Source organism: Labrys methylaminiphilus subsp. lupini (assembly GCF_051161885.1).
GTDB lineage: Bacteria > Pseudomonadota > Alphaproteobacteria > Rhizobiales > Labraceae > Labrys.
On the sequence record NZ_JBMDIH010000001.1, the window covers coordinates 886,651 to 912,509 of the forward strand.

At 63.6% G+C, this 25,859-nt stretch carries 25 protein-coding genes; 9 read left to right on the plus strand and 16 right to left on the minus strand.

From position 1 onward, the window contains the following. Positions 1 to 11: 11 nt before the first annotated feature. Complete coding sequence (locus ACN6KF_RS04110) at positions 12 to 1,619, minus strand: sugar ABC transporter ATP-binding protein (protein WP_434955611.1); 1,608 nt, start codon at positions 1,617 to 1,619, stop codon at positions 12 to 14. A gap of 240 nt (positions 1,620 to 1,859) precedes the next feature. Here ACN6KF_RS04110 and ACN6KF_RS04115 point away from each other — a divergent pair, with 240 nt between their 5' ends. Next, on the plus strand, positions 1,860 to 2,759 hold the full coding sequence (locus ACN6KF_RS04115) for a GntR family transcriptional regulator (protein ID WP_434955612.1): 900 nt from the start codon (positions 1,860 to 1,862) through the stop codon (positions 2,757 to 2,759). Positions 2,760 to 2,816: 57 nt separating this feature from the next. Here ACN6KF_RS04115 and tuf read toward each other — a convergent pair whose 3' ends face one another. After that, positions 2,817 to 4,022, minus strand: a complete 1,206-nt coding sequence (gene tuf, locus ACN6KF_RS04120) for an elongation factor Tu (RefSeq protein ID WP_434955613.1) — start codon at positions 4,020 to 4,022, stop codon at positions 2,817 to 2,819. A gap of 524 nt (positions 4,023 to 4,546) precedes the next feature. Beyond that, positions 4,547 to 6,484, minus strand: coding sequence for a DEAD/DEAH box helicase (locus ACN6KF_RS04125; protein WP_434955614.1), 1,938 nt, complete (start codon positions 6,482 to 6,484; stop codon positions 4,547 to 4,549). A 386-nt stretch (positions 6,485 to 6,870) separates the two neighbouring features. On the opposite strand from ACN6KF_RS04125, the gene ACN6KF_RS04130 reads away from it, so the two are divergent. Further along, a complete protein-coding gene (locus tag ACN6KF_RS04130; protein WP_434955615.1) occupies positions 6,871 to 8,460 on the plus strand; it encodes a rhomboid family intramembrane serine protease in 1,590 nt (529 codons plus the stop codon). 160 nt (positions 8,461 to 8,620) lie between these two features. Then, positions 8,621 to 9,217 carry a TetR/AcrR family transcriptional regulator gene (locus ACN6KF_RS04135; protein ID WP_434955616.1) on the plus strand — a complete coding sequence of 199 codons (597 nt, stop codon included), beginning with the start codon at positions 8,621 to 8,623 and terminating at the stop codon, positions 9,215 to 9,217. A gap of 8 nt (positions 9,218 to 9,225) precedes the next feature. Here ACN6KF_RS04135 and ACN6KF_RS04140 read toward each other — a convergent pair whose 3' ends face one another. After that, the gene (locus tag ACN6KF_RS04140; protein WP_434955617.1) at positions 9,226 to 9,861 is read right to left on the minus strand and encodes a LysE family translocator; all 636 of its coding nucleotides are present in this window, start codon (positions 9,859 to 9,861) and stop codon (positions 9,226 to 9,228) included. Between the two features lie 120 nt (positions 9,862 to 9,981). On the opposite strand from ACN6KF_RS04140, the gene ACN6KF_RS04145 reads away from it, so the two are divergent. The 3 genes from ACN6KF_RS04145 (at position 9,982) to alkB (ending at position 12,313) form a co-directional block, all read left to right on the plus strand. After that, positions 9,982 to 10,680 (plus strand): helix-turn-helix transcriptional regulator, encoded by a 699-nt coding sequence (locus tag ACN6KF_RS04145; RefSeq protein ID WP_434955618.1) that lies wholly within the window; start codon positions 9,982 to 9,984, stop codon positions 10,678 to 10,680. Positions 10,681 to 10,794: 114 nt separating this feature from the next. After that, positions 10,795 to 11,589 carry a DUF72 domain-containing protein gene (locus ACN6KF_RS04150; RefSeq protein ID WP_434955619.1) on the plus strand — a complete coding sequence of 265 codons (795 nt, stop codon included), beginning with the start codon at positions 10,795 to 10,797 and terminating at the stop codon, positions 11,587 to 11,589. Between the two features lie 85 nt (positions 11,590 to 11,674). Further along, positions 11,675 to 12,313: a DNA oxidative demethylase AlkB gene (gene alkB / locus ACN6KF_RS04155; RefSeq protein ID WP_434955620.1), complete on the plus strand. Its 639-nt coding sequence runs from the start codon at positions 11,675 to 11,677 to the stop codon at positions 12,311 to 12,313. A gap of 25 nt (positions 12,314 to 12,338) precedes the next feature. Here alkB and ACN6KF_RS04160 read toward each other — a convergent pair whose 3' ends face one another. After that, positions 12,339 to 13,265, minus strand: coding sequence for a LysR family transcriptional regulator (locus ACN6KF_RS04160; RefSeq protein WP_434955621.1), 927 nt, complete (start codon positions 13,263 to 13,265; stop codon positions 12,339 to 12,341). A gap of 105 nt (positions 13,266 to 13,370) precedes the next feature. On the opposite strand from ACN6KF_RS04160, the gene ACN6KF_RS04165 reads away from it, so the two are divergent. Beyond that, positions 13,371 to 14,111: an SDR family oxidoreductase gene (locus tag ACN6KF_RS04165; protein ID WP_434955622.1), complete on the plus strand. Its 741-nt coding sequence runs from the start codon at positions 13,371 to 13,373 to the stop codon at positions 14,109 to 14,111. 60 nt (positions 14,112 to 14,171) lie between these two features. On the opposite strand, the gene ACN6KF_RS04170 is transcribed toward ACN6KF_RS04165, so the two are convergent. The 4 genes from ACN6KF_RS04170 to ACN6KF_RS04185 form a co-directional block, all read right to left on the minus strand. Then, a complete protein-coding gene (locus ACN6KF_RS04170) occupies positions 14,172 to 14,636 on the minus strand; it encodes an SRPBCC family protein (protein ID WP_434959608.1) in 465 nt (154 codons plus the stop codon). 90 nt (positions 14,637 to 14,726) lie between these two features. Continuing rightward, positions 14,727 to 15,983, minus strand: a complete 1,257-nt coding sequence (locus ACN6KF_RS04175) for an RNA polymerase sigma factor (RefSeq protein ID WP_434955623.1) — start codon at positions 15,981 to 15,983, stop codon at positions 14,727 to 14,729. After that, entirely contained in the window at positions 15,980 to 16,369 is a 390-nt protein-coding gene (locus tag ACN6KF_RS04180; RefSeq protein ID WP_434955624.1) for a YciI family protein, read from the minus strand. The genes ACN6KF_RS04175 and ACN6KF_RS04180 overlap by 4 nt, the downstream gene beginning before the upstream one ends. Before the next feature lie 147 nt (positions 16,370 to 16,516). Continuing rightward, on the minus strand, positions 16,517 to 17,503 hold the full coding sequence (locus ACN6KF_RS04185; protein ID WP_434955625.1) for a LysR family transcriptional regulator: 987 nt from the start codon (positions 17,501 to 17,503) through the stop codon (positions 16,517 to 16,519). A gap of 191 nt (positions 17,504 to 17,694) precedes the next feature. Here ACN6KF_RS04185 and ACN6KF_RS04190 point away from each other — a divergent pair, with 191 nt between their 5' ends. Continuing rightward, positions 17,695 to 18,282: a L,D-transpeptidase gene (locus ACN6KF_RS04190; protein WP_434955626.1), complete on the plus strand. Its 588-nt coding sequence runs from the start codon at positions 17,695 to 17,697 to the stop codon at positions 18,280 to 18,282. 8 nt (positions 18,283 to 18,290) lie between these two features. Here ACN6KF_RS04190 and ACN6KF_RS04195 read toward each other — a convergent pair whose 3' ends face one another. Next, entirely contained in the window at positions 18,291 to 18,947 is a 657-nt protein-coding gene (locus ACN6KF_RS04195; RefSeq protein ID WP_434955627.1) for a TetR/AcrR family transcriptional regulator, read from the minus strand. 84 nt (positions 18,948 to 19,031) lie between these two features. Then, positions 19,032 to 19,550 (minus strand): DUF1176 domain-containing protein, encoded by a 519-nt coding sequence (locus tag ACN6KF_RS04200; RefSeq protein WP_434955628.1) that lies wholly within the window; start codon positions 19,548 to 19,550, stop codon positions 19,032 to 19,034. A 406-nt stretch (positions 19,551 to 19,956) separates the two neighbouring features. Between ACN6KF_RS04200 and ACN6KF_RS04205 the strand changes: the two genes are divergently transcribed. Further along, the gene (locus ACN6KF_RS04205) at positions 19,957 to 20,307 is read left to right on the plus strand and encodes a hypothetical protein (protein WP_434955629.1); all 351 of its coding nucleotides are present in this window, start codon (positions 19,957 to 19,959) and stop codon (positions 20,305 to 20,307) included. 146 nt (positions 20,308 to 20,453) lie between these two features. Here ACN6KF_RS04205 and ACN6KF_RS04210 read toward each other — a convergent pair whose 3' ends face one another. From ACN6KF_RS04210 to ACN6KF_RS04230, 5 genes are all read right to left on the minus strand, one after another. Further along, positions 20,454 to 21,566: an ABC transporter ATP-binding protein gene (locus tag ACN6KF_RS04210; RefSeq protein WP_434959609.1), complete on the minus strand. Its 1,113-nt coding sequence runs from the start codon at positions 21,564 to 21,566 to the stop codon at positions 20,454 to 20,456. 181 nt (positions 21,567 to 21,747) lie between these two features. After that, complete coding sequence (locus ACN6KF_RS04215; RefSeq protein ID WP_434955630.1) at positions 21,748 to 22,572, minus strand: sugar phosphate isomerase/epimerase family protein; 825 nt, start codon at positions 22,570 to 22,572, stop codon at positions 21,748 to 21,750. 21 nt (positions 22,573 to 22,593) lie between these two features. After that, positions 22,594 to 23,427, minus strand: coding sequence for a carbohydrate ABC transporter permease (locus ACN6KF_RS04220; RefSeq protein WP_434955631.1), 834 nt, complete (start codon positions 23,425 to 23,427; stop codon positions 22,594 to 22,596). Further along, entirely contained in the window at positions 23,424 to 24,347 is a 924-nt protein-coding gene (locus ACN6KF_RS04225) for a carbohydrate ABC transporter permease (protein WP_434955632.1), read from the minus strand. The genes ACN6KF_RS04220 and ACN6KF_RS04225 overlap by 4 nt, the downstream gene beginning before the upstream one ends. A 4-nt stretch (positions 24,348 to 24,351) precedes the next feature. Further along, entirely contained in the window at positions 24,352 to 25,692 is a 1,341-nt protein-coding gene (locus ACN6KF_RS04230) for an ABC transporter substrate-binding protein (RefSeq protein ID WP_434955633.1), read from the minus strand. Positions 25,693 to 25,859: the final 167 nt, after the last annotated feature.

The window sequence follows — 25,859 nt, forward strand, 5'->3', positions numbered from 1 at the left end:
TCGTTGACGGCTCATTGGGGGCAGGTAGGAAAGGGTGAAATTCCAGCGGATACGGCAGAGAGCTCGGGTAGGGCGGCCGGCCGCCTCGGCGAAGCAAGGGTCATGATCGCCTCCTCGCTGGCCTCCAGGCGCTCGAGGATGCCGGCCTGGCGCCCTTCCTGCATGACGAGGACGCGATCGGAGAGCAGCAGCAATTCGGGCAGTTCGGAGCTGACGACGAGGATGGCCATGCCCTGCCCGGCGAGGCGGAAGATCAGGTCGTAGATCTCCTTCTTGGCGCCGATGTCGATGCCGCGCGTCGGCTCGTCGAGCAGCAGGATGCGCGGGCCGATGGCAAGCCATTTGCCGATCACCACCTTCTGCTGATTGCCGCCGGAGAGCTGGCCGACGATCTGTTCGTCCGAACGGCAGCGCACGGAAAGGCTATCGATCGCCGCGCGGGCAAGCCGGGTTTCCAGGCCGTCATCGCGTAGGCCAAGGCGTCGCTGCAGCGGCTGGGAGGGCAGGGAGACATTGTCGCGAATGGTCGATTGCAAGAGGAGCCCGGTTGCCTTGCGGTCCTCCGTCACCAGAGCTAGGCCGTGCCGGATGGCCTGGCGCGGATTGTCGATCCGGACCTCTTCGCCGTCGACCACGATGCGGCCCTCGCGCCGTCCACTGCTCGCGCCGAAGATGGTTTCCAGAATTTCGGTGCGGCCGGAACCGAGCAGGCCGGCAATGCCGAGGATCTCGCCGCGATGCAGGCTGAAGGAAACGCCGCGCAACACGCGTTTCCAACCGCCGCGCACCTGGGGCAGGCTCAGGCCGAGACCGTGCACCGCGAGGGCTTCGGTGGCGCGATCGGGCGTATGGGGCGGCGTGGCAAGGCTGAGGTCGCGCCCGACCATGCTGGCGATGATGCGTTCGGGCGTCAGCTCCGTCATGGGGGCCGTCAGCACGCGCCGCCCGTCGCGCATCACCGTGACGCGGTCGGCGAGCAGGGAGACTTCGTCCATGCGGTGGCTGATATAGACGATGCCCACGCCCGAGGCGGCGAGCTTTCGGATGATCCCGAACAGGCGCTCGCACTCGCTTGGCGACAGAGCCGAAGTCGGCTCGTCCATGATCAGGACCCGCGCCTCCAGCGAGAGGGCCTTGGCGATCTCGACCAGTTGCTGCTCGCCGACCCGCAGCGACCCCACGCGTGCTTCGGGATCGAGGGCGACGCCGAAGCCCGTCAGCAGGTCGGCGGCGGCGCGGGCAAGAGCGCGCCGGTCAACGAACAGGCCGGCAATGCGAGGTTCGCGGCCGAGAAAGATGTTCTCGGCCACGCTCATTTCGGGAATGAGATTGAGCTCCTGATGGATGATGGCGATGCCGGCAGCCTGGGCGTCTCGTACCGAGGCAAAGCGCAGGCCACGGCCCTGGCTGAACAGGCTGCCGTCGAACTCCGTCAGGATACCGCTGACGATCTTCATCAGGGTGGACTTGCCGGCGCCGTTCTCACCGACGAGCGCATGCACCTCTCCGGCCGCGACCGAGAAGTCGACATCGTACAGGACGGGGACGCCTGCGAACCGTTTCGAGATGCCTCGCGCCTCCAGCGCAGCATCACTCGGTTCGAGCCGGGTGGCGAGCATTGTGCGTTTCCAAAAGTGCTTTGTTTCGGACACCCTTGTTACATCGGTGTCTTTTATTTATAGAGGACACTAACATGCGTTGCTGGGCGCGGCAAGGGCACAAAGCGTCGTGTAGGCATTGGGCCGGCTGTCTCAGCTCTCGCTTGATTGTGCAGCCATGAATCGCGTCTAAGCGGACCTCGCAGGGACGCCCGAACGCCCAGCGATGACGAAATGCGATTGCAATCCTGAGGAACGGCGATGCCGCGCCCGCGCAATGTCTCGATGAAGGCCACCAATCTGGCCCTCGACATCATGGCGAAGCTGCAGCCCGGCGCGCAGTTGCCGCCGGAGGCCGTGCTGGCGCGCGAGGTCGGCGTGAGCCGTACGGCGATGCGCTCAGCCCTCGAAGGCCTGGAACAGGCGGGGCTGGTCCGGCGCGACGGCCGGCTCACCCTGCTGCACCGGCTGCCGGCGGCCTCGGATTATTTCGGCCTGGCTGAAACCGAGAGTCGCTCGGACCTGGTGGAACGGCGTTTCCTCGAAATGGCCGTCGCGGGCGACCTGATGCCCGGACGCAATTTCTCGGAGGCCGAACTCGCACGGACCTTCGGCGCGAGCACGGTGAGCGTACGCGAATTCCTGATCGGCTTTTCGCGTTACGGCCTGGTGGAGAAGGCGCCACGCGGAGGCTGGCGGCTCTGCGCTTTCGATGCCTCCTTCGCCCGGGAGCTCGCGGCAACGCGGCGCACTTTCGAGATCGAGGCGATCGGCTTGTTTGGCGGGCGTGGCGATGACGATCCGGTCTGGCGCGAGATCGGCCGACTGGTCGAAGCCCATGAGGCGATGAGCCGGGGCGGCGAGGAGGTTATCCGCCAGTTTCCGCAGCTCGATCGTCGCTTCCACCGCTTCCTGGTGGACCAGCTCGACAATCGCTTCGTCACCAGCTTCTACGACGTGGTCTCCTTCGTCTTTCACTATCACTATCAGTGGCGCAAGGACGACGAGATCGAGCGCTACCGTACGGCATTGGCCGAGCATCTGAGCATCCTGCTCGCGTTGAGATCCGGCGTGATCGAAGAGGCGCAGAAGCGGCTCGAAGAACATTTGCGCACATCGGTGCGCACGCTGCTGGAGTCGGCGATCGGGGCGGGGAAATAGCGAGCAGAATAAGCCTTGAAAGCGGGGGGCAGTTGCCCGCCCTCCGCCGTGACGCTCTCAGTCGAGCAGACGGTTGATCACGCCGGCCCCCACCGTGCGATTGCCCTCGCGGATGGCGAAGCGCGTATTGGCTTCGAGCGCGATGGCTTCGTTGAGGGCAATGGTGAGCACGACGGTGTCGCCGGGCATCACCATCTCGACGTTCGGCGGCAGTTCGATACCGCCGGTGACGTTGGCCGTGCGGAAGAAGAACTGCGGCCGGTAATGGCCGAAGAAGGGCGTATGACGCCCGCCTTCCTCCTTGGTGAGAACATGAACCTCGGCCTCGAAGCGGGCATGCGGCTCCACCGTTCCCGGCTTGGCCAGAACCTGGCCGCGCCGGACCTCCTTGAGCTCGACGCCGCGCAACAGGCAGCCGATATTCTCCCCGGCGAGACCCTGGTCCAGGATCTTCTGGAAGGTCTCGATGGAGGTGACCACCGTCTTGCGACGGGCACCGAAGCCGACGAGTTCGACCTCGTCGCCGAGCTTGACCGCACCGCGCGCGATCAGGCCGGTGATCACCGTGCCCCGGCCGGAGATGGTGCGCACGCTCTCGATGGGCATCAGGAAGGGCCGGTTCTCGGCGCGCTCGGGCAGTTCGATCGTGCTGTCCAGCGCCTCGAAGAGCCGGAGGATCGCCTCATCCGCCAGCTCACCCTTGAGCCCGTTCAGGGCCTGCAGGGCGGAACCCCGGATGAAGGGCACCTTGTCGCCCTCGTAGTTCTGCCGCGTCAGGAGTTCGCGGATCTCGAGCTCGACCAGGTCGATCAGTTCGTGATCCTCCACCGAATCGCACTTGTTGAGGAACACCACGATGCGGGGCACGCCGATCTGCCGCGCGAGCAGGATGTGCTCGCGCGTCTGCGGCATCGGGCCGTCCAGGGCCGAGACCACCAGGATCGCGCCGTCCATCTGCGCCGCGCCGGTGATCATGTTCTTCACATAATCGGCATGGCCGGGGCAGTCGACATGGGCGTAGTGGCGGTTCTCAGTCGAGAACTCCACATGCCCGGAGGCGATGGTGAGGATCTTCGAGGCATCGCGCGTGCCTTGGGCAGCGGAAGCGCGGGCCACGTCCTGATACGAGACGAAAGCTCCCCAGCCTCGGTCTGCCGAGACCTTGGTGAGCGCCGCGGTCAGCGTCGTCTTGCCATGGTCGACGTGGCCGATGGTGCCCACATTGCAATGGGGCTTCAACCGGGTGAACTTTTCCTTGGTCATGCTACACCTGTGGTGCTTGCCGGCCCTCGCTTGGGGAGGTTGCACGGCTCTGGGCACCACGAGAGCCAAAAAAGTGCCCGGAACCGCTTTTGCGTCCGGGCTGGCTCGATCTCAGGTGATTTCGGTCCGGCCTAGGGCAAAGCGCGTGCGGCCGAGGAATCGATGTTCCTCGGGATCATCAGCGATATCGACGATGGCGTCCGCATGGGTCCGGTGCCTTGTGGCGGGTGACGAATTGGGATGGCGCAGATAGGCGCTTGGCGAAGGAAATGCAAGGGGAAAGGCCCGCGCCTTCCTTCATCCCCTTAGGAGAAGCTAGAGTAGCAGCGTGCCAAAAAAGGGCGCCGATTTTTGGTAGAAAACAATGCGATAATAAGACCTTACAGCATCGGACCTGATTCCTGGATCAGGTCCGATGCTGTAGCTTCATTGTTAGAGCGAATAAGCGTTCAAGTGGGAACGCTTATTCGCTCTAACTCTTTGTTTCGACGCGTCTTTGCGATTCCGTCTAATTGCAAAACGCTTTAGCGGCCACGCCTTTTGTCGGTCTTGTCACCCTGCCAGGGCTTTTCGTCTTGCCGGGGCTTTTCGTCTTGCCAGGGCTTGGTGGTATTCTTCGCGCCACCTTTGGGCGGGCCCTTGCGGTGCGGCTTGGGCTCGGGAGCCGATTCCTCGCCACCCCGATCGCGATAGGGCTGGATGCGGATGTTCTCTTCGTCGGGCTTGCGCACGTTGACGGCAAAATGCTCGGCGGCTTCCTTGGAGATCTCGACCACGGTCTCGTTGTCGAGAATCTTGATGTTGCCGATATCGCGGCGCTTGACGCCGCCGCGGCGGCACAGCATCGGCAGCAGCCATTTCGGGTCGGCATTGTTGCGGCGGCCGATGCTCAGGCGGTAGAGCACCATATCGTCGCCGGCGGACGGCACCTCGTCACGCTCGAAGCGCGCAGCACGCTCGGGACGTTCGAAACGCGGTGCCCGATCGGATTTGTCGAAGCGCGGGGCGCGTTCGCCCTTCTCGAAGCGGGCAGGCCTGTCGTCCCTGTCGAACCTGGGCCTGTCGTCCCGGGCAGGCCTGTCGTCCCGGTCGAAGCGGGAGGGCTTGCGACCATCTCGGCGCTCGAAATTGTCTCGACGCCCGAAGCCGTCGCCGGGATCGCTGACTTCCTCCGGCTCGGGCAGGCGCGAACGGTAGACGCGGGCGAGGGCGGCGGCGATATCCTCGGCGCTGCGATTCTCGAGCAGCAATTTGGCGATGGCCAGATCTTCCTCGCCGGGGGCTTCGGTCAGCAAGGGGTCTTCCAGCATGCGCTGCTGGTCGAGCACGCGGATTTCCTCGGCAGTCGGCGGGCCCATCCACTGGGCCTTCACGCCAGCCTGGTTGAGCATGATTTCGGCCTTGCGGCGGCGCGACATCGGCACCAGCAGAGCGCTGATGCCCTTGCGGCCGGCCCGGCCGGTGCGGCCTGAGCGGTGCTGCATCTTCTCGGCATCGGTGGGCAGGTCGGCATGGATGACCAGGCCGAGATTGGGCAGGTCGATGCCGCGCGCGGCCACGTCGGTGGCGACGCAGATCTGGGCATGGCCGTCGCGCAGGGCTTGCAGCGCCTGGTTGCGCTCGTGCTGGCCAAGTTCGCCCGAGAGCAGCACGGCCGAAAAGCCGCGTTCGCGCAGGGTGGCATGCAGATGGCGCACGGATTCGCGGGTATTGCAGAAGACGATCGTAGTGGGGGAGGCGACGAGGCGGAGCAGGTTGACGACGGCGTGCTCGGTCTCCTTGGGGGAGACGCGGATGGCGCGGTATTCGATGTCGGCGTGGCCTGATACGGCAGCCTTCACCTCGATGCGCAGCGCATCCTTCTGATAGGTGCGCGCGATGGCGACGATGCCCTTGGGCATGGTGGCCGAGAACAGCAGGGTACGCCGGTCATCGGAGGTGGATTTGAGGATGAATTCGAGATCCTCGCGGAAGCCGAGGTCGAGCATCTCGTCGGCTTCATCGAGCACCACGGCGCGCATGGCCGAGAGATCGATGCCCTTGCGCTCGATGTGGTCGCGCAGGCGGCCGGGCGTGCCGACGACGATATGGGCGCCATCGGCGAGCAAGCGGCGCTCGCGGCGCGGATCCATGCCGCCGACGCAGGAAACCACGCGTCCGCCGGCCTTCTGGTAGAGCCAGAGCAATTCGCGTTCGACCTGAATGGCGAGTTCGCGGGTCGGCGCGATGATGAGGGCGAGAGGGGCATCGGCCTGTTCGAAGCGTTCGTCGTCGCCGAGCAGGTCGCGCGCAATGGCCAGTCCGTAAGCCACCGTCTTGCCCGAACCGGTCTGGGCGGAGACGAGCAGGTCGCGGTCGGCGGCCTCGTCGGCCAGCACGGCCGATTGCACGGGGGTCAGTTCTTCATAATTGCGATCTGTCAGAGCCTGGCGAAGGGCCGGGTTCAGAGAAGGAAGGGTCACGGGAAAAGCCTGTCGATGAGGAAAACCGGTCATGTGAAATGCCGGGTCGGGGGCGGCGCGCCCACGGGTATTAAAGTCCGCGCGCCAGCGTCCACTTCTGCAGGATTTCACTGATGAGGCAGCCCAATACAACAAAGCGCGGACAATTGCGAGGGCGATCGCGCGATACTGCTGCGCGTTTCCGGCATGACGGCGAGCACGTGGCCAGCGGAGACGAGGTCGTTGGGCTTTACCAGCGGGCCTCTGGCCGACAGTGCGGCTTGGATTGATTGCCGGCTGTACCAAACCTGGCAAGAGCCCCCGTTGTAGCCCGAATCCACATTGCCAAATAGACAGGCGCTCATGCAAACATCGGGGAGAAATGGCGGGAGAGGAATGGCCAACCGATGGAAGAGTCTGCGACGGAGCGTGAACCCTTCTCCCGTTATTACGCTCGCTATCTGGTCGCCAAACGGGGCTACAGGCTGGGAGCCTTGCCGCAATCGGAAGAATTACTGCAGCATTGCGATTACGTCCTGACCAGATCGGCCGGCAACCGCATCTCGATCGTGGGGATCGTCAATTGCGACAGCGCCGAGGGCAAGATTTTCACTATGCCGGCGCAGGGCCTCTCTGCTCTCGCGCAGCATATCGTCGGCGCGCTGCCGGCTTCCGTAAAACTCGCCATTACGATCTACGAGATTGGCTCCCGCGCGATCGGCAGAACCGACAAGTCCCGTCTGTCCGGCCATAAGAGCGGTGACAGACGCCATGCCACCAGAGCGATCGCCGTCGACGTTTCCAAGCGCCGCGCCTGGCCCTTGCCCTTGTTCGGACGCAGGTTCAGCCCTGCCGGGCAGATGCAGAAGCTACTTCGTGCGCCCCGGTTGTCCGCAGCGGAATTGGTGACTCCGGAGCGGGCGGTCAAGTTGGGAAGGCCAATCTTCGTATGGGTGCTGATGGCTCTCCTGCTGGCGGTTTTCATTGCTGAGCAGGTCTTTGCCTTCGGCAAGACTGGCAAGCCAGCCGTGCCGACCATCGAAACTCTGCAGGTCCTGGGGGGCCTGAGCTATCCGCTGGTGGTCGGGGAGGGAGAATGGTGGCGCCTGTTCACGGCGCCGCTGCTGCATGCCGACCTCTCCCATATCGGCTTCAATGGCCTGGTGCTGCTTCTGATTGGCAATTCGCTTGAAACCTTGATCGGTTGGCGCTGGACGGCAGCGGCTTTCTCCGTGTCGGCGGTCGCCGGTTCCCTGATGTCGCTGGCGGCCAATCCCGTCAACATGGTGAGCGTCGGCGCGTCGGGAGGCATTACAGGACTGCTTGCCACCGCTCTCGTGATATCCTTCAGAATTCCCGCAGGCGCCATCCGTGCCCGGCTGATCAGCCAGGCCCTCTACGGTCTGGTACCGGCATTGCTGCCCTTCCTGAACGCCGCGGTCAGCGGCGGAAAGGTCGATTACGGCGCCCATTTCGGGGGCGCCATCGGCGGTGTGATCATGGGTTTCCTTTTGCTGGGCCTGTGGCCCAGTCGCCTGCCACGGCCCCGATTGAACAATCTGGCTGCGCTCGTCGCTATTGTGTTCTTTTCCGTCGCCGCGGGTGCGTGCCTGCCGATCCAGGACCATTATCGGCGCCGGATGCAGCTCGTACCTGATCTGCCGGCCGCGGCGACTCCATCGGATGCATCCGTCGGAAGCCTCCTGCGCGCTTATCCGCAGGATCCGCGCCTGCACTTCCTGCGGGCCCAGACCTTGCTCCGCAAGAATGACATCAAGGGCGCCGAGGCAGACTTGCGTGCAGCGCTGGCGGACCGGCCGCTTGTTGCGGAAGTCGGTGGATCCGATTTCGAAAACAGGGTTCGGGCCGTCCTTGCCGCCGTTCTGAAGAGCAAGGGAGATCGGGGCGGAGCGGCGACCATGGCTGGGCCTGCATGTGCTGCCGAAAAGAGCGGCCCAATCGCCGATTATCTCAACAAGTTCGCCCTGTGCCGGTAATCCGTTTCTGCACTTTTGCGGCTATGGAAAGTGCTGGGAATTTCGCGTGACGCCTGGCGATGGCGGTCCTGTCGAGGCTTATCGTGTCGGACGGCCACATGCTCTTGTGCATTGCAACAATATTATTGACAAATCTGTCCGAAACAGTGTTTCTGGGGCCATGGCAAGACCGAGAGAATTCGATCGTGACGAGGCGCTCAAGCGCGCCACCGCCGTGTTCTGGGCCAAGGGCTTTGAAGCGGCGTCGACCGACAATCTGCTTGTGGCGATGAAGATCGGCCGCCAGAGCCTCTATGACACGTTCGGCGACAAGCGTCGCCTCTATCTTGAGGCACTGCGGCGCTATCAGGCGGTCAATCTCGCCAATCAGCTCGCGCAGCTCGATGCGGAAGCATCGCCTCTCGCCGGCATTCGCAGGATGCTGCTGGCTGTGGCGGAAGCCGACCCTTCCTTTCGGGCGCTCGGCTGCATGAATGTCGGCGCGATCGTCGAATTCGGACGGAACGACGAAGAAATCGCTGCCATGCTTACCGAGAACGAGGCTGCGCTCGACGCGGCGCTGGAGGGCAGCCTGCGCAAGGCCAAGGCGGAAGGCGAGATCGGCACGACCACCGATATCAAGGGGGCCGTGCGCTTTATCCAGGCGACGCTGCGTGGCCTCAAGGTCAGCGGCAAGGCCGGCGCCGATACACAAAGCCTGCGCCAGACCGTCGAATTCGCGCTCGCTGCACTGACCAAGGATACACGCCGAAGCTGAGGTAGCGTTCACAGGCCGGCGAGCCGATGGACAAGGCCAAAGGCGGCGATCCCGACCAGCAACAATCCCGTGCCGCGCCCGGCCCAAATGGTGAGGGCGGGACTTGAGGTCAGGGCCTCGCGTCCGCGTGCGGCCATCAGGGCCAGCCCGCCATAGACGGCAAGCTGCACCAGTACCGTCATCAGGCCCATCACCACAGCCTGAGGCCAGAGCGCCCCGAAGCTCGGGTTGAGGAATTGCGGGTAGACCGCCAGTACGAACAGCCAGGCCTTCGGATTGAGCAGGCAAGTGGCCAGCCCCTGACCGAAAATGCGTGCGAGCGCGGCTGTATGGTCGGATTCAACCTTGCCGACGGTGATGGAGCTGCGTAGCAGCCGGATGCCGATCCAGATCATATAGGCCGAGCCCGCCAGGATCATGCCGGTGGCAAGGGCCGGGACGAGCCGGCTGAGGGCGGCGACCGCGACCGTGCCGAACAGGGTATGGCAGACGCCGCCCGCCATGATGCCAGAGGTCGCGGCAAGGCCCGCACGCCGGCCGCCTGTCAGCGCATTGGCGAGCACGAAGAGCATGTCCATGCCCGGCACGATGATGATGCCGGTGAGCAGGATGAGGAAGAGCCAGAGATTTTCAGTATAAGTCATGTCAGTTGCCAGCCAGTGGCGAGGCATGTTCGGTGACATCCTTGCCGCTTTTTCAAAGGGTTGGCTGCCTCTATAGAAAGAGGCAACTGACAAGGATGTGTCAGTTGTGAAGGGGGCGCGATGCGCAAGGCGGCACGTTTGTTCGAGATCATCCAGATTCTCAGGCTGGCGCGAAAACCTGTCACGGCTGCCGCGATCGCCGAGGCTCTCGAAGTCACCGTCCGTTCGATCTATCGCGACATCGCCGCGCTACAGGCCATGCGGGTGCCGATCGAGGGAGAACGGGGTATCGGCTATGTCTTGCGCTCCGGCTTCGACCTGCCACCCCTGATGTTTTCGATCGAGGAGACCGAGGCTCTGATGCTCGGCCTGGCCCTGATCGAACGCGCCGGCGATCCTGAACTGACGCAGGCCTCGCGGGGAGCCGGCGCGAAACTGGCGGGCGCGGTGCCCGGGCCTCTGCGCCAGTTGTTCTCCTCCCGTACGCTGCATGCCTGGGGCGACATCGCGCCGACGCCCGAGCGCATCGACCTCGGCCTGGTGCGTCGGGCCATCCGCGACGAGGAGAAGCTCGATCTCGATTATCGCGACGATCAGGGACGGCACACGCAGCGGACGATCCGGCCGCTTGCGCTGATCTATTATTCGCAGGCCTTCGTTCTGGTGGCCTGGTGTGAGCTGCGCCAGGCGATCCGCAATTTCCGCGCCGATCGCGCCTTGTCCTGTACGCCGACCGGAGACTATTTCCGCCATGAGGGCGACAGACTGCGCGAATTATGGATTTCCGGTTGGCAGATCAACCAGGGGCAGGCGGGATAAGGGCGCAGTTTCCCACGAGCGCAGACATCGGCGCTCTTGGGTCAGAGGTTTCGGGTTGCCGGACTCGGCGTGGTATGGTCGGTTGGCGACCGAGAACAAATCGGGAGAATTCGCATGACTGGCCAAATCCGCGTCGGCATCGGCGGCTGGACCTTCGAGCCGTGGCGCGGCAGCTTCTACCCCGCCGACCTGACCCAGAAGCGGGAGCTCGAATATGCCAGCCGCCAGGTGACGGCGATCGAGATCAACGGCACCTATTACGGCTCCCAGAAGCCGGAAAGCTTCGCCAAATGGCATGCGGAGACACCGGATGATTTCGTCTTCGCGATGAAGGCGAACCGCTTTGCCACCAACAAGAAGGTGCTGTCGGAAGCCGGAAAATCGATCGACATGTTCATCGGCAGCGGCATCGTCGAATTGAAGAAGAAGCTCGGGCCGATCAACTGGCAGTTCATGCCGACCAAGAAGTTCGATCCGGCCGATTTCGAGGGCTTCCTGAAGCTCCTGCCCAAGAGCCATGAAGGCCATGCCCTGCGCCATGTCGTAGAGGTCCGGCACGACAGCTTCAAGGTGCCTGAGTTCATCGAGTTGGTGCGGGCCTATGATGTCGGCATCGTCCTGACCGACAAGGCCGATTTCCCGCATATCCACGATGTCACCGCTCCCTTTGTCTACGCGCGCCTACAAGCGGCGAAGGAGGACGAGGAGCTCGGCTATCCCGCAGCTGCGCTGGACAAATGGGCCGAGAGGGCCAAGTTGTGGGCTGGCGGTGGTGAGCCTGCTGACCTTGACAAGGCATCGGACAAGAAGGCGCCGAAGGCGGGCAGCCGGGATGTCTTCATCTTCATGATCAACGGCTTCAAGCCCAAGGCGCCTACGGCGGCCAAGGCCTTGATCGAACGCTTGTAAGCCCCGCCATCGGAGGCCAGGGAAGAGATCGCTAACCCTGCCGTTGGGTCACATAGCCGCCCAGATTTTGGGCCAGAACAAAGCAATGATGGATCTGTTCAGTTTCGACGAGCCCAATCGCCTCGACATTGCCGAGGGCGCCGTGTTGCTCGTCGGCCGTGCCCTTGGCCGGGAGGAGGCGTTGCTCGCCGCCCTCGATACCGTGGTGGCGGCCGCTCCCTTCCGCCATATGGTCACGCCCGGCGGCTTCACCATGTCGGTGGCGATGAGCAATTGCGGCCAGCTCGGCTGGGTAACCGACAGGCGTGGCTATCGCTACAGTGTGGAAGACCCCGAAACGGGCCAGCCCTGGCCGGAGATGCCGGCCGCCTTCGCCACCCTCGCGCGTGAGGCGGCGGCGGAGGCGGGCTTTGCCGGGTTCGAACCGGATGCCTGCCTGATCAACCGCTATGAGCCCGGTGCCAAGATGTCGTTGCATCAGGACAAGGACGAGCGCGATTTCGGCAACCCCATCGTATCGGTCTCGCTCGGCCTGACCGCCGTTTTTCAGTTCGGCGGCCTGTCACGCAGCGACAAGCCGCGCAAGCTGCCGCTGCAGCATGGCGACGTGATGGTATGGGGCGGCCCGTCGCGCCTGGCCTATCACGGCATCTTGCCGCTGAAGGAAGGGCAGCATCCCCGCCTGGGACGCAATCGCATCAATCTGACTTTCCGTAAGACCTGACCAACGACGGTAAATCGCCACCATGTCACGCTGGCCCGGGTGATCGAGAGATTACCCCTGCATCGGCCCAATCGGCGAAGCTCCTCGCCACCCAGTCGATGAAGACACGAACCCGCGGCGAGAGTTGGCGATTTTGTGGGTACAGCAGGGAGACGGGCGTCGGTGTCGGCGGATGGGCCGGCAGCACCTCGATCAGCCTGCCGTCGGCGAAATAGGGCAGGAGATGGTAACGAGGCACCTGGATGAGTCCTAATCCCGCCAGCGCCCCTCCGAACAGGGTTTCCGAGCCCGTGACCGTCAGTGCGGTGGGCAGGGTGACATGGCGTATGTCGGCATCTACCTGAAATTCGAGCGGTATCACGCTACCCGTCGCCGAGGATAGGAAGCCGACCATGCGATGGCCGTCGAGGTCATCCGGCGTGTTCGGCACGCCGTGGCGGGCGAGATAGGCGGGACTTGCGCAGGTGGCCTCGGCGAGCATGGCGACCCGCCGGGCGACCATCGAACTGTCCTGGAGATCGCCGGCGCGGATCACGCAGTCGATGCCTTCGCGCACGAGATCGACCAGGCGGTCTCCCTCGCCGATATGGAGCCGCAGGCCCGGATAGCGTTCCAGGAAGACGGCGAGGCCAGGCAGCAGGAAATGCCGGGCGAGCGTGCCATGAATATCGATCCGCAACAATCCGTGGGGCTTGGCGTCGCCGAAGGCGGCCTCGGCATCCTCGATGTCGGCCAGGATGGCAAGGCAGCGACGATAATAGGCTTCGCCGTCCAGCGTCGGGCTGACGACGCGGGTGGTACGTTGGAGGAGGCGGACGCCGAGGCGTGCTTCCAATTGGCGGATCGCTTCGGTCACGGTCGAACGCGGCAAACCCAGGTCCTGTGCCGCCTGCGTAAAGCTGCGGCGCTCGACGATCCGGGTGAAGAGCCTGATGGCGTCGAAACGATCCATTGTTCGTAAATTCCGAATAGTCATATCAGATTTTGCATGATTATCCGAGATGGCAGAAGTTGGATAGTGCCGTCCAGCGATCAATCTCACATCAAGGAGAGTAAAATGACTATGAATGGCAGCAAGGTTGCCCTCGTCACCGGCGCCTCGCGCGGGATCGGGGCCGCCATCGCCCGTCGCCTCGCGCAGGACGGCTTCTCGGTCGTCATCAACTATGCCGGCAATACCGAGCGGGCCGAGGCGCTGGTGCGTGAGATCGAGGGCACAGGTGGGCGGGCGCTCGCCCTGCAGGCCGATGTCAGCGACCCCGTGGCCGTGGCTGATATGTTCGAGGCGGTGCAGACGGCTTTCGGCGGCCTCGACGTCCTCGTCAACAATGCCGGAATTATCGCATTGTCTCCGCTCGCCGAGACGGAAGACGACGGTTTCGACCGTCTGGTGGCCGTCAATCTCAAGGGCAGCTTCAACACCATGCGCGAGGCGGCGAGGCGATTGCGCCAGGGCGGGAGGATCGTCAATTTCTCGTCCAGTGTCGTCGGCCTGCGCCAGCCGAACTATGGCGTCTATGCCGCCACCAAGGCTGGCATCGAAGCACTGACCAGCGTCCTGGCCAAGGAGCTTCGCGGCCGCTCCATCACCGTCAATGCCATCGCGCCTGGTCCAACGGCGACGGATCTCTTCTTCGACGGCAAGTCGAAGGATCTCGTCGAGCACTATGCCCGCATGGCGCCGTTGGAGCGACTCGGCACGCCGGACGACATTGCCGCGGCGGTCGCCTTCCTGGTCGGCCCGGACGGTGGCTGGATCAACGGGCAGACCTTGAGGGCCAATGGCGGGCTGATCTGAGGTCGCAGAGATGTGGCGCGCCCTGATGACTGCCGGGGAGGCCGCCACACTCGCAAGGGCCTATTGCTCCGCCGCCGCTTTGAGATTGGCGAGGCCCTGTTCGAAGTCCCTGCCGATCATATGGTCCATATTGATGAACAGCCCCATCAGCCTGGCGATGAAAGGTGCGGCGCCCTGCATCGACCAGGTGACGCGCGTGGCATCGCCGGCCTGCGTGAAGGTGAAGGCGGCGCGGTTATTCGCCCGGAACGGGCGGATGAAATCGAGCTTCATGTCGATACCGCGCTCAGGGGCCGCCTCGACAATCTCCATGCGGCCTGCACCGGCCTTGCCATTGCCTTCCCAGGCATAGACGGCACCCTTGCCGGATTCGGCGCCGGAGAAACTGCGTTGCATGGCAGGATCGAGCTTTTCGTAGGGCGACCACCGGCTCCATTGGTGAAAATCGGCAAGCAGGAGATAGATCCGCCCGGGCGGCGCCTGGATTTCGAGCGAGCGTTTCACCTCGAAACTCGGCGGGCGCATAGCGGCGAGGATCAGGACGACTACCAGCACGACGATGAGGATGGCAAGCACATAGACCACGGTGGTTCCTCCGGCAGCGGGAAGCAGGCCTCACGCCTGCGCTGCGTTATCCTTCAACAGCCTATCCAGATGCTGGCGGATGTGATTGGCCTCGGCTGCGGTGGTGGCGAGGGCAATGGCCTGGTCGAAGGCCCGATGGGCCTCCTTGCCTCTGCCGAGCTTCAGCAGCAGCCCGCCTTTGAGGCCATGAAAGTAGAAATAGCCGGACAAGCGGGATTCCAGGGGTTCGATCATCGCGAGCGCGGCTTCCGGCCCCTGCGTCTTGGAGACGGCCACGGCCCGGTTGAGCGTAATCACGGGTGAGGGTTGGATCTCCTCCAGCAGCGCATAGAGCAAATCGATCTGGCGCCAATTGGTGTCTTCCGGTGTCGCTGCCCGGGCGTGCACGGCGGCGAGGGCCGCCTGCAACTGATAGCTGCCGGGGCGTCCGTGGCGGGTGGCCTTGTCGATCAGGGCAAGGCCCTCGGCGATCATCTGGCTGTTCCATAAGTGCCGATCCTGGTCCTCCAGCAGCACGATCTGGCGCTCGGCGTCGAAACGAGCCGGCGAGCGCGCGTGCTGGAGCAGCATCAGCGCCGCCAGTCCCATGATCTCGGGTTCCGTCTGGAACAGGCGCAGCAGCAGGCGGGCAAGACGGATGGCCTCGTCGCAGAGCTGGGCCCGGCTGCCGTCATCCTCTGCGCCGGCCGAGTAGCCCTCGTTGAAGATCAGATAGACCATGGCGGCCACGGCGCCGAGGCGTTCCGAGCGCTCCACGGCGCCCGGTGCCTCGAAGGGCACGTCGGCGCTGGCGATGCGCGCCTTGGCCCTGGTGATGCGCTGTTCCATCGCCGCTTCGCCGACCAGGAAGGCACGGGCGATCTGCTTGACGGTGAGGCCGCAAACGATGCGCAGGGCGAGCGCGATCTGCTGGGTGCCGGGCAGGTCCGGATGGCAGCATATGAAAAGCAGGCGCAGGATATCGTCACGGTAATGCTGGCCATCCAAACGCTCGGTCAGCTCCGCCTCGGCATCGCCGAGGTCAGAGATCTGATCCTCGTCCGGCAGGGCCTCCTGCTTTTTCTCGCGGCGTTTGGCGTCGATGCCGGAATTGCGGCCGGCAAAGATCAGCCAGGCGGTAGGATCGCGGGGCGGGCCGTTTTTCGGCCAGCTCTTCAGCGCGCGCAGGCAGGCTTCCTGATAGGCTTCCTCGGCCGTTTCGAGGTCACGGAAATAGCGCAGCAGCGCTCCCATGGCCTGCGGGCGGGCGGAAGTGAGCGCGCTGCTGATCCAGGCCGCATCGGTCATGTTGCATGCGCCTTCTGTTCGAGCACCCCGGGCTGGAAGATCGAAAGTGGACGAATCTCGTAGGAACCGATGCTGGGATTGGCCTTGGCGAGATCGCGGGCGATATCGAGCGCTTCCTCGAGATTGTCGCAGTCGACCACGTAGAAGCCCAGTAGTTGTTCCTTGGTCTCGGCGAAGGGGCCGTCGATCACCAGGGGTTCGCCACCCGTCTTGCGCAAGGTGGTGGCGGCGGTGGTTGGAAGCAGTCGCACCACCGGGCCGAGCTTGCCAGCTGCCGCGACCTTTTCGTGCACCTTGTGCAGACGTGCCATCACGGCATCGTCCTCCTCCTTGGTCCAGGCGCCGACGACGTCTTCGTAATTGTAGCAAAGGATCGTGTATTGCATTGTCTGCTTCCTCTTGAGCCAAGGACGAATGAGCCAAGAGGTATCCGACATGAGGAAGCAGGACAATTCATACTCTCTTGTCGGCAGCAACGGACGAGATCCTGCGGGCCCTTGCGGAAACGCACCGCTCGCAATCGAGGCGCAAGCTCAGATCGCAGCCTCGCTGCCGCAGGAAGCCAGGGCCGTGTCGTCGGGACCGAGAGAGAGCTGGAACGCGTCGTTTTCTGTCGAATCGATGCCATCGATCTTGCGTAGCGCCGCAATGGTGAAGTCGGTGAAGGCGCGCACCACCGGTCGCATATAACGCACCGAGGGGAAGGCCAGGAAAGCTTCCGTAGGCCGGACGACGTAGTCGGGCAGGATACGGACCAGACGCCCCTCGGCAAGCTCGCAATTCACCAGCAATTGCTGCACCGGCCCGGCCGCGTGCCCTTGTAGCAGCGTGGCGGTGATGACCTCGGCATCATTGGTGCGCAGGATGGGCTGAACAGGCAGGTCGAGCGTTTCGCCGTTGCGATGTTGCAATGTCAGGATGTCGCGCGGCGAAAGCAGTCTGGCACTGCTCACGATGCCGATGTCCGACAGCCGTTCCGGCGTGTCGATCGGCCCGGACCGGGCGAGGAAGCTCGGTGCCGCGACCAGGATACGCCGGATCAGGCCGAGACGGCGGATGATCAGTTCCTGGCCGGCAGGACGTCCATACCTCACCGCCAGATCGAAGTTTTCATAGACAAGGTCGATATCACGGTTCTCCAGGATGAGATCGACCGTAACGGCGGGATGGCGTTTCTGGAATGCCATGACGATTGGATGCAGGTGCCTGACGCCGATGCAGGAGGGTGCATGCAGCCGGAGCGGGCCTTCGATGGCCCCCATGTCACGCCGGACTCCTTCCAGGGCCGCGTCAATGGTGGCGAGCGCGCCTCGGCTGGCTTCGTACAGGGCCTGTCCCTGTGGTGTCGGGCGTACGATGCGCGAGGATCGTTCCAGCAGCCTGGCGCCGACATGCCGTTCGAGATTGCGCAGATGTTTGGTGACGGCGGGCTGGGAGACGGCAAGGTCACGCGCTGCGGCCGTTACCGAAGCGCGCTCGACGGTGCGGACGAAAGCGCGCAAGGCGACCGCGATGTCCATTCATGCCTCATGGTTATGGCTATCATAGCATCATAACATATGGACGCCAGCGGTGTCATCGGGCTCAATCGCCTCCGTGCCGTGTCGGTGGCGTTGCGGAAGGCGTGATGATGATAAGCAGGCGTAGTTTTATGGTTGGATTGCCTTTTTTGGTGGCCGGATGCGCGCAGGACCGCACACCGGATCTGAGCATGCGGGAAGTGCCTGTCGACCCGGATCAGGCCTTGCTCTATGGAGCCGTCGAGTCCGAGCCCTTTACCGTGCCTGCTGTCGACCTGCGACGGGTGAAGCCGCAATATCTGCGCCGGGAGGTCGCCTACGAGACGCAGGAGCAACCCGGCACGATCGTGGTCGATCCGGCCGAGCGTCATGCCTATCTCGTGCTGGAGCATGGCAGAGCCCTGCGTTACGGCGTGGGTGTGGGCAAGGAAGAGGCTTTCAATTTCCAAGGCCGTGCAACCATCGCCCGCAAGGCCGAGTGGCCGCGTTGGACGCCGACGGCCAACATGATCCGGCGCCAGCCCGAACGCTATGCGAGATACGCCGCCGGATTGCCGGGCGGAACCGGCAATCCTCTCGGCCCACGCGCGCTTTATCTGTACAAGGACGGGCGCGACACGCTGTACCGGCTGCACGGCACCATCGAGCCCTGGACGATCGGCACCATGGTGTCGTCAGGCTGCGTGCGCCTGCTCAATCAGGATATCATCGACCTCCACCGGCGCGTGCCCGTCGGGACAACCGTGGTCGTGCTCCCGGCCAGCGCCTCGACGGCTTAGAGCCTGTCTCAAAATCCCAGGCTGAGCTGCTGGGGTTTGTCCGCCTTCTTGGCCGGCTTGTCGTCGATCAGGGGCTTGAGCATCTGAGCCAGCCGCTTGGCCAGCGCCGACGGGTCGGCCTCGGCGAGGGAGGAACTGGCGATCACATCGCGCATCAGCGCGACGCCGGCGATCAAGGCAAGGAACAGGGTGGCGCGTTCCGGCCGGTCCTTGCCGGGCAGGCTGGCGGCAAGCGGGCGTTCGAATTGTTCAGTGACGACCTCACGCAGGATTTCGGCAGCCCTGGGATTGGAGGCCGAATGCAGCATCAGCCGGAACGGATCGACACCGGCGCTCTCGCCGGCAGGGTTGGCCACCATCGCCTGCGCCACGCGGTCGGCGAGGGAGGTGGCATCGCCTTCGAACAGGCTGGCATCGGTGCAGGCGATCTTGGCCGCCTCAGCGAACATCTCTTCCTTCGAACCGAAATAGCGGTTGACCAATATGGCGGTGACACCGGCTTCTCCCGCGATTTCTCGCAGGCCGACACCGTCATAGCCTGCGCGCGAGAAGGCGATCAGCGCCGATTGCAGAATAGCTTCGCGCGTCGCCGCGGCATTGCGCGGGCGCTTGGCTTGGGGGGCGGGGGTCGATTGGGAGGGAGGGGGTGTTTTCTTCCTGGCCATGCCCGCGCCTGCAATGTTTTCGAGGCCGCAGGAGTATACGTGCGTAGAGGCAGGCGCAAGTTTCTCTCTCCCGTGATCCACCGTTCATGTCGCGGGCTCGGCTGGAGGGGTGTTCTTGGCCAGGTGGTCGTCCATATAGAGCCAGGCGGCGGCAGCGCCCGCCAGCGAGACATTGACCGCCAGGCTGCCGTCTGCTGCCTGCAATTGCAGGGAGTGGTGCCCCCGCAAGGCCTGGATCAAATAAGACGTTGCGTCGGCGGGGAGGGTGGCCTCTGCCAGCCCGCCTTCTTCCTCGGGATCGGAAAACGTCACTCGGCCGGCAACGTCGCCGATGGGCTTGCCGTCCGCCAGAAGGACGTAAGGGTGGCCGGCAAGGACACCGGTCGGATCGACCACCGAGAAACGGACCTCCACCGGTGCCGAGGCCTCGATGCGGCGTTGGATGCTGAGATAGCCCTTCGCATCCGGGTCGCCTGCGGCCAAGCCGACGGCCTGGCATTGGTGGCTCGTATCGCAGTTCACCTGCCAGTCCTTGAAGGTCTCGGCTGTGGCCGAGCCGGCGAGCAAGGTGGTCATGACCAAGGCGATTGAAAGGCGGCGCATGGAGGCTTTTCCGGTTGTGATGACACTGACGGCATCATGCCGGCCGAGGCCTGCGTCCGGGAACGGCAAGGTCCGGTCATTGTTGGCCTTTTTGCGTGCGGGCTCGACTGTAATGTGCGGATTTGTCCGGTGGAAGGCGGCGACTCGAGACGGCGGAATTCACACCAGCTTGTTGGCCGGGAAGATGCTCATATGACGGATTTATGCAACTCTGCCCAGATTGTGACTTATTTGCTCAATTTTTACGCGACGAAATACAGGTAAATGAATAAAATTTAAAAGATAAATCGATTTCTATACCTAGGTTACGACGACGATGCGCGCTATAGTTTTCGCACTGCCTTCACGGAACCATATGCACCCTGCCGCGTTCAATCGAGCGGGGTCAAAACGATAGGGTGGAGCCATGAAAGAAAGCCATGCCGCTGTCTTCTCGGTCGAGGAGCTCGAATTCCTGTGTACTCAGGCTGACGACTACGGTTGGTACATATGGACGGAACAGACCCGTCCGATGATTGAGGCCTTGTGTGCCCGTCGGTTGATGGCGGCCAATGGTGATTTCAAGGTGGTGCCCAGGGATGGGCAGCACCATGCCAATCTCGAAGGACATGCTCCTCGCGCGGCCGATTCGGTGTTGCGTTATTATGAGCTGATCGGGGCGGGACGCATCGCCTACCATATGGTGCAGCATCCGCGCCCGACCATGACGGCGACGCCGCTTACGGAAGTGCGCGGTAGCCATAGCCTTCACGGTTGATCGAAGGACGATGCATTTGGATCGAGCCGGTCGTCGTCCCGGCTCCCCGGATTTCAGCGTGTCTTTGCAATTGCCGGCGACACCGCCGGATTGCAAAACACAGCATTACTCATACTTGTCTTGGCGCCTCGCGAGACCTGTGCGGTCTACGCGATATTTGCGGCCAGGCGTGGCAGGGCAGTGCCATCAGGCCCGAAAACATGGGCTGAGTCGCGATCGATCCGCAGGCGGACCTCAGTGTGGGCACGCACGGGGTTTTTGCCGTCGGTTTGCACCACCAGTGTCTGTCCGTCCGCGATAGCTGTATGAAACACGGTCAGACCGCCCAGATGTTCGACGATGCTCGTCGTCCCGGCGATGGCTTCGCCTGTGTCATCCGCTCCGTTCACCAGCGTGATGTGCTCGGGGCGGATGCCGAAGGTGACCTCGGAACCGACTTTCAGGCCACTGGCCGCAAAGGGCAAACGGATGCGCTTGTTCCCCGGCAGGGAAAGGCCCAAGCCTGTCGCGTCGGCTTCGACGATCCGGGCCGGCAGCGTGTTCATGCGCGGTGAGCCGATGAAGCCTGCCACGAACAGGTTGCGAGGGTGATTATAGAGCTCGAGCGGCGCGCCGATCTGCTCGATCCGCCCGCCATTCAGCACCACGATCTTGTCGGCCATGGTCATGGCCTCGACCTGGTCGTGGGTGACATAGATCATGGTGGCCTGGAGTTGCTCGTGCAGGCGCATCAGCTCGATGCGCATCTGCACGCGCAGGGCAGCGTCGAGATTGGACAGCGGCTCGTCGAACAGGAAAACCTTGGGATTGCGCACGATAGCGCGGCCGATGGCGACGCGCTGGCGCTGACCACCGGAAAGCTCCTTGGGCCGGCGATGCAGCAGCGGGCCGAGCTGGAGGGTTTCGGCAGCAGCCTGCACCTTGGCGGCACGTTCGGCCCGGGGCACACCTTCGATGCGCAGGGCGAAGCCCATATTGTCCGCGATGGTCATGTGAGGATAGAGCGCATAGCTCTGGAACACCATGGCGAGGCCGCGCTTGGCCGGCGCGATGTCGTTGGAAAGACGCCCGTCGATGAGGAGGTCGCCGCCGGTGATCTTCTCCAGCCCCGCGATCATGCGTAGCAGAGTCGATTTGCCGCAGCCGGAGGGGCCGACGAAGACCACGAACTCGCGATCCTCAACCTCCAGGTCGACGCCCTTGATGACCTCGACGGCGCCATAGGATTTGCGCAATCCCTTGAGATTGACGGTGGCCATCGTGGCGTTCTCCTTTGCGAGATGATGCAGGGATGGAGGGTCGATCTCCAGATCGACCATCTTGGAAACGTCGAGCGAAATAGAGAACAAAGACGGTCGATCTCGCTCCATCGTTCGATGGAGCTGGGAGATCGACCCTCCATTATTCCGCGCTACTGTTCGCAAAGTGAGCGCTCATGGGTCAGATGCCGGCGCGGCGCAGCGTTTCGCGATTGACCCTGACGGCAGCTGCGGGGTCGGCGGCGGCGGTGTCGGATTCTTCCTCCAGCACCAGCCAGCCATTGAAGTTCGGCCCTGCGGCAACGATGTCGACCACGGCTCCGAGATCGCAGACGCCCTGTCCCAGCATGCGCCACTGGCCCTCGGCATCGACATCCTTCAGATGCAGATAGCGGATGCGATCCTGGTAGGTGCGCAACGTATCGAGGATGTCCTGGCCGCCGCGCAGGATGTGGCCGGTGTCGGGCACCCAGCCGACCAGGGCCGGGTCCAGAAGGGCCATGATGCGGTCATAGTCGGCTCGCGAGCTCAGCAGCGTGTCGTGATGCGAGCTCGGATGCACGGCGACATCGACGCCGACGATACGGCCGAGTTCGCCGGCGCCATTGTAGAAGCGGCCGGCAATGGCGAACTTGTCGTCGAGAGGGCCGGGACTCATGATCGTGGCGCTGCCCAGCGACAGGATGGCACCGGGGAAATGCGCGGTGAAGCGCAGGGCGCGGTCGACCATGGCGAGGTCGGCCTCGACGGCGTCGGCTTCGGTGAAACCGGAACTGCTGCCGCAGGCAAAGGCCACCAGCGTCAGGCCATGGTCTGCCAATGCTTTCGCAAAGTCCTGCGGGCGGTCGGCATAGGGCGGGATCATGGTGTCGGTGATCTCGATGCCGGCATAACCTGCCGCCGCGATGGCCGCGAGCAGGTCGTCGGCATTGCCGCTCCAGCCCTTGCCCAGCATTTCCCAGGTGAAGGTCTGGCAGCCGGCCTTCAGTTTTGCGGTCTCGTTCATGATGTCATTCCTTGGCGACGGTCATTCCTTGACCGCGCCTTGAGTCAGGCCCTCGATGATGTGGCGCTGGAAGAACAGTACCAGCGCGATCAGCGGCACGGTCACCACCACGGAGGCGGCCGCCACGTCGCCCCAGGGCACGTAATAGAGGTTGGTGAAATTGGCGATGCCGACCGGGATCGTCTGGTGCTCGATGGTCGAGGTGAAGGCCAGGGCGAACATGAATTCGTTCCAGGCAGCGATGAAGGCGAGCAGGCCGGTGGTGACGAGGCCGGGCAGCGACATCGGCAGGATGATGCGGACGAACAGACCTGTAACCCCGACTCCGTCCATGCGCGCGGCCTCGTCGATCTCGCGCGGCAGCGTGTCGAAATAGCCGAACAGCACCCAGGTCACCAGCGGCAGGCCGAGCGCCAGATAGACGATGACGAGGCCGCTATAGGTGTCGAGGAAGCCGTAATTGGAAGCGGTCAGGTAGAGCGGGCCGACGATGGCGATCTGCGGGAACATCGAGACCGAGAGCACGACCCCGAGGATGCCGAAGCGCCCCTTGACTTCCAGCCGCGACAGCGAGAAGGCGGCCAGCGCCCCGATGGCCAGGCAGAACAGGGTGGTGAGCCCCGCCACGATCACCGAGTTCAGCACATAGAGCTGGAACTTCTTGACGAAGAAGACATTGGCATAGTGTTCGAAGGTGACCGGCGAAGGCCAGAAGCTCGGTACCGGATCGGTCAGCGCCTTGTCGAGCTGCAACGAGGTGGAGAACTGCCACAGGAACGGGCCGGCCGACCACACGAGCAGCAGGGCCGCGCCGGTATAGACGACGATGAGGCGCAGGATCTCGCGGGCGTTCATCCCTGCCTCCTCAGCCGCGCCACGATGAAGATGCCGAAGCCGATGGCGATCAGGGTTTCTGTGATGAACATCGCGGTGGAGAGCGCAGAGCCATAGCCGAATTGCAGGGTGGAGAAGAGCACCTTGTAGCTCAGGGTGGACAAGGTCTCCGTGGAGTCGGCCGGGCCGCCGCCGGTGAGGACATAGACGAGGTCGAAGATGCGGAAGGCATCGAGGGCCCGGAACATGCCGGCGATCAGCAAGGTCGGCAGCAAGAGGGGCAGGCGTACATGCCAGAAGATGCGCCAGGCCGAGGCACCGTCCATCTTGGCGGCCTCGGTGAGAGACCGCGGCACAGTCTGCAAGCCCGCCAGCAGCAGCAGGGCCATGAAGGGCGTGGTCTTCCAGACGTCGGCGATGATGATGGTGTCGAGGGCGTGGTCGACAGAGCCGTACCAGTTGATGTTGCCGTCGATCAGCCCGACGGATTTCAGCAGGTAGTTGATCAGCCCGTGCTGTCCGTCGAACAGCCAGCCGAACATTTTCGAGGTGACCACGGTGGGCATTGCCCAGGGCACCAGCATGGCGGCGCGCACCAGGGAGCGGCCAATGAAGGGCTCGTACAGCAGCAGGGCCATGGCGAGGCCGAGCACGGTCTCGAGCGCCGTCGACACCGCCGTGAACAGCACCGTATGCCCCCAGGCGTTCCAGAAGCCGTCGTCACCGAGCAGCGTGCGATAATTGGCAAGGCCGACGAAGGCGTCTTCCTGGGTGACCAGGGAGGTATTGGTCAGCGACAGCCAGACCCCGTTGACGATGGGATAGACCGAGACCGAGCCGAGCGAGATCAGCAGCGGCAGGATCAGCAGCCAGGGCGCCAGGTCCAGGGACCGCAGGCCAGCCCCGAGGGGAGGGCTGGCCGCGGAGGCTTGCACGCTCATCGCGTCATCCTGCGACGATCGAATTGATCTTGGTGCTGGCGGCCTCCAACTCTGCCTTGATGTTGCCGCTGACCAGCGCCTTGGAGACGCCCGACTGGATGGCGAGGGTGACCTGGGCATATTTCGGGGTGACGGGGCGCGGCGTCGCGCCGGTGAACACCGATTTGAGCTGCTTCATGAAAGGCTGCTCCTTGCCGAGTTGGGCATCTTCGAACACTTCGGGGCGTGTAGGGGCGATCCCGAGCTGCAGGGCGAACTGGAGCTGGGTTGATGGCGAGGACATCCAGGTCAGGAATTCGATGGCCGCCTCCCGGTTCTTGGTGTTGGCGTTGACGCCATATTGATAGCCGCCGAGGCAGGCCGCGCTCTTGCCACCGGCGAAATGGGGCAGTGGCACCACGCCAACCTTGTCGACCACCGAAGATGCCGCCTTGTCCTGCGCGATGGCATAGACATAGGACCAGTTGCGCAGGAAGGGGGCGCGGCCCGCCGTGAAGGGCTGGCGCGAGGGTTCTTCGTCCCAGCTCAGGACATCGGAAGGGCTGATCTTCGTCTTGTTGATGGTGTCATAGAGGAATTGGACGGCCGCCACCGCCTTGTCGTCGCTGAGCGTCGAGGATTTGCCGTCGGGGGCGAGGATCGAGCCGCCATTGGAGGCAATCGCCTCCACGAGATCGCAGACCAGCACTTCAGCCTGCTTGCCTTGCCAGAGATAGCCGAAATCGGCCTTGCCGGATTTCTGGATCTCCTGGGCGGCGGCGGCCAGTTCGTCCCAGGTCTGCGGCGGCTTGGCACCAATGCCTTCGAGCAGGTCCTTGCGATAAAACAGCATGCCTGAATCGACATACCAGGGCAGGGCGGTGAGCTTGTTGTTGTACGTGCAGGCCGCCACCAGACCGGGGAAGAATTGGCTCTGCACCGAGGCATTGAAATATTCGTCCAGCGGCAAGGCCCAGCCGGCACCCGCGAATTCGGCGATCCAGACCACGTCTTGGGTGAAGACGTCGGGCGTGCCCGTGCGACGGGCGAGCTGCTGCACCAGGGCCGTGTGCACTTCGGTGGAGGAACTGGGCGGCGGCAGCTCGACATAAGTGACGTGGATCTTGCCCTGCGATTGGTTATAGGCGTCCACCACCTGCGCCATGGTCTGCTTGCCGAAGAATTTGGCGCTGGCGAAGGTGATCTCGGTGCGGTCCGCGGCATGGGCGCGCCGGGGCAGGCCGAACGCCAGAGCACCTGCGGCAAGGCCGGCGCCCTGCAGGAAGGTGCGCCGGCTCGGCACCGCTGCCGACCCGGATTGCGAAGCCCCGGCAACCGGGGTCGAGCGTGACTGAACGTCCGACATCACAAGTCCTCCCTTTATGGTGAATGCTCACCTTGATTTTCGGGTCATGCTTGGCCTGAGGCCGCGTGCTGTCAAGGATAAATTGTCATTTTCGTTCAAAAAATTTCATTCAAACACAACGCTTCTCGTGTTTACTTTCTAAATTAATGCAAAAATGAGCAATCCAG

What these genes read in the sequence shown, in the direction of transcription:
- ACN6KF_RS04110 (WP_434955611.1), bottom strand. Translation starts at nt 1,619, where the DNA reads ATGCTCGCCACCCGGCTCGAACCGAGTGATGCTGCGCTGGAGGCGCGA.
- ACN6KF_RS04115 (WP_434955612.1), top strand. Translation starts at nt 1,860, where the DNA reads ATGCCGCGCCCGCGCAATGTCTCGATGAAGGCCACCAATCTGGCCCTC.
- tuf (WP_434955613.1), bottom strand. Translation starts at nt 4,022, where the DNA reads ATGACCAAGGAAAAGTTCACCCGGTTGAAGCCCCATTGCAATGTGGGC.
- ACN6KF_RS04130 (WP_434955615.1), top strand. Translation starts at nt 6,871, where the DNA reads ATGGAAGAGTCTGCGACGGAGCGTGAACCCTTCTCCCGTTATTACGCT.
- ACN6KF_RS04135 (WP_434955616.1), top strand. Translation starts at nt 8,621, where the DNA reads ATGGCAAGACCGAGAGAATTCGATCGTGACGAGGCGCTCAAGCGCGCC.
- ACN6KF_RS04140 (WP_434955617.1), bottom strand. Translation starts at nt 9,861, where the DNA reads ATGACTTATACTGAAAATCTCTGGCTCTTCCTCATCCTGCTCACCGGC.
- ACN6KF_RS04145 (WP_434955618.1), top strand. Translation starts at nt 9,982, where the DNA reads ATGCGCAAGGCGGCACGTTTGTTCGAGATCATCCAGATTCTCAGGCTG.
- ACN6KF_RS04150 (WP_434955619.1), top strand. Translation starts at nt 10,795, where the DNA reads ATGACTGGCCAAATCCGCGTCGGCATCGGCGGCTGGACCTTCGAGCCG.
- alkB (WP_434955620.1), top strand. Translation starts at nt 11,675, where the DNA reads ATGATGGATCTGTTCAGTTTCGACGAGCCCAATCGCCTCGACATTGCC.
- ACN6KF_RS04160 (WP_434955621.1), bottom strand. Translation starts at nt 13,265, where the DNA reads ATGGATCGTTTCGACGCCATCAGGCTCTTCACCCGGATCGTCGAGCGC.
- ACN6KF_RS04165 (WP_434955622.1), top strand. Translation starts at nt 13,371, where the DNA reads ATGACTATGAATGGCAGCAAGGTTGCCCTCGTCACCGGCGCCTCGCGC.
- ACN6KF_RS04170 (WP_434959608.1), bottom strand. Translation starts at nt 14,636, where the DNA reads ATGCGCCCGCCGAGTTTCGAGGTGAAACGCTCGCTCGAAATCCAGGCG.
- ACN6KF_RS04175 (WP_434955623.1), bottom strand. Translation starts at nt 15,983, where the DNA reads ATGACCGATGCGGCCTGGATCAGCAGCGCGCTCACTTCCGCCCGCCCG.
- ACN6KF_RS04180 (WP_434955624.1), bottom strand. Translation starts at nt 16,369, where the DNA reads ATGCAATACACGATCCTTTGCTACAATTACGAAGACGTCGTCGGCGCC.
- ACN6KF_RS04185 (WP_434955625.1), bottom strand. Translation starts at nt 17,503, where the DNA reads ATGGACATCGCGGTCGCCTTGCGCGCTTTCGTCCGCACCGTCGAGCGC.
- ACN6KF_RS04190 (WP_434955626.1), top strand. Translation starts at nt 17,695, where the DNA reads ATGCGGGAAGTGCCTGTCGACCCGGATCAGGCCTTGCTCTATGGAGCC.
- ACN6KF_RS04195 (WP_434955627.1), bottom strand. Translation starts at nt 18,947, where the DNA reads ATGGCCAGGAAGAAAACACCCCCTCCCTCCCAATCGACCCCCGCCCCC.
- ACN6KF_RS04200 (WP_434955628.1), bottom strand. Translation starts at nt 19,550, where the DNA reads ATGCGCCGCCTTTCAATCGCCTTGGTCATGACCACCTTGCTCGCCGGC.
- ACN6KF_RS04205 (WP_434955629.1), top strand. Translation starts at nt 19,957, where the DNA reads ATGAAAGAAAGCCATGCCGCTGTCTTCTCGGTCGAGGAGCTCGAATTC.
- ACN6KF_RS04210 (WP_434959609.1), bottom strand. Translation starts at nt 21,566, where the DNA reads ATGGCCACCGTCAATCTCAAGGGATTGCGCAAATCCTATGGCGCCGTC.
- ACN6KF_RS04215 (WP_434955630.1), bottom strand. Translation starts at nt 22,572, where the DNA reads ATGAACGAGACCGCAAAACTGAAGGCCGGCTGCCAGACCTTCACCTGG.
- ACN6KF_RS04220 (WP_434955631.1), bottom strand. Translation starts at nt 23,427, where the DNA reads ATGAACGCCCGCGAGATCCTGCGCCTCATCGTCGTCTATACCGGCGCG.
- ACN6KF_RS04225 (WP_434955632.1), bottom strand. Translation starts at nt 24,347, where the DNA reads ATGAGCGTGCAAGCCTCCGCGGCCAGCCCTCCCCTCGGGGCTGGCCTG.
- ACN6KF_RS04230 (WP_434955633.1), bottom strand. Translation starts at nt 25,692, where the DNA reads ATGTCGGACGTTCAGTCACGCTCGACCCCGGTTGCCGGGGCTTCGCAA.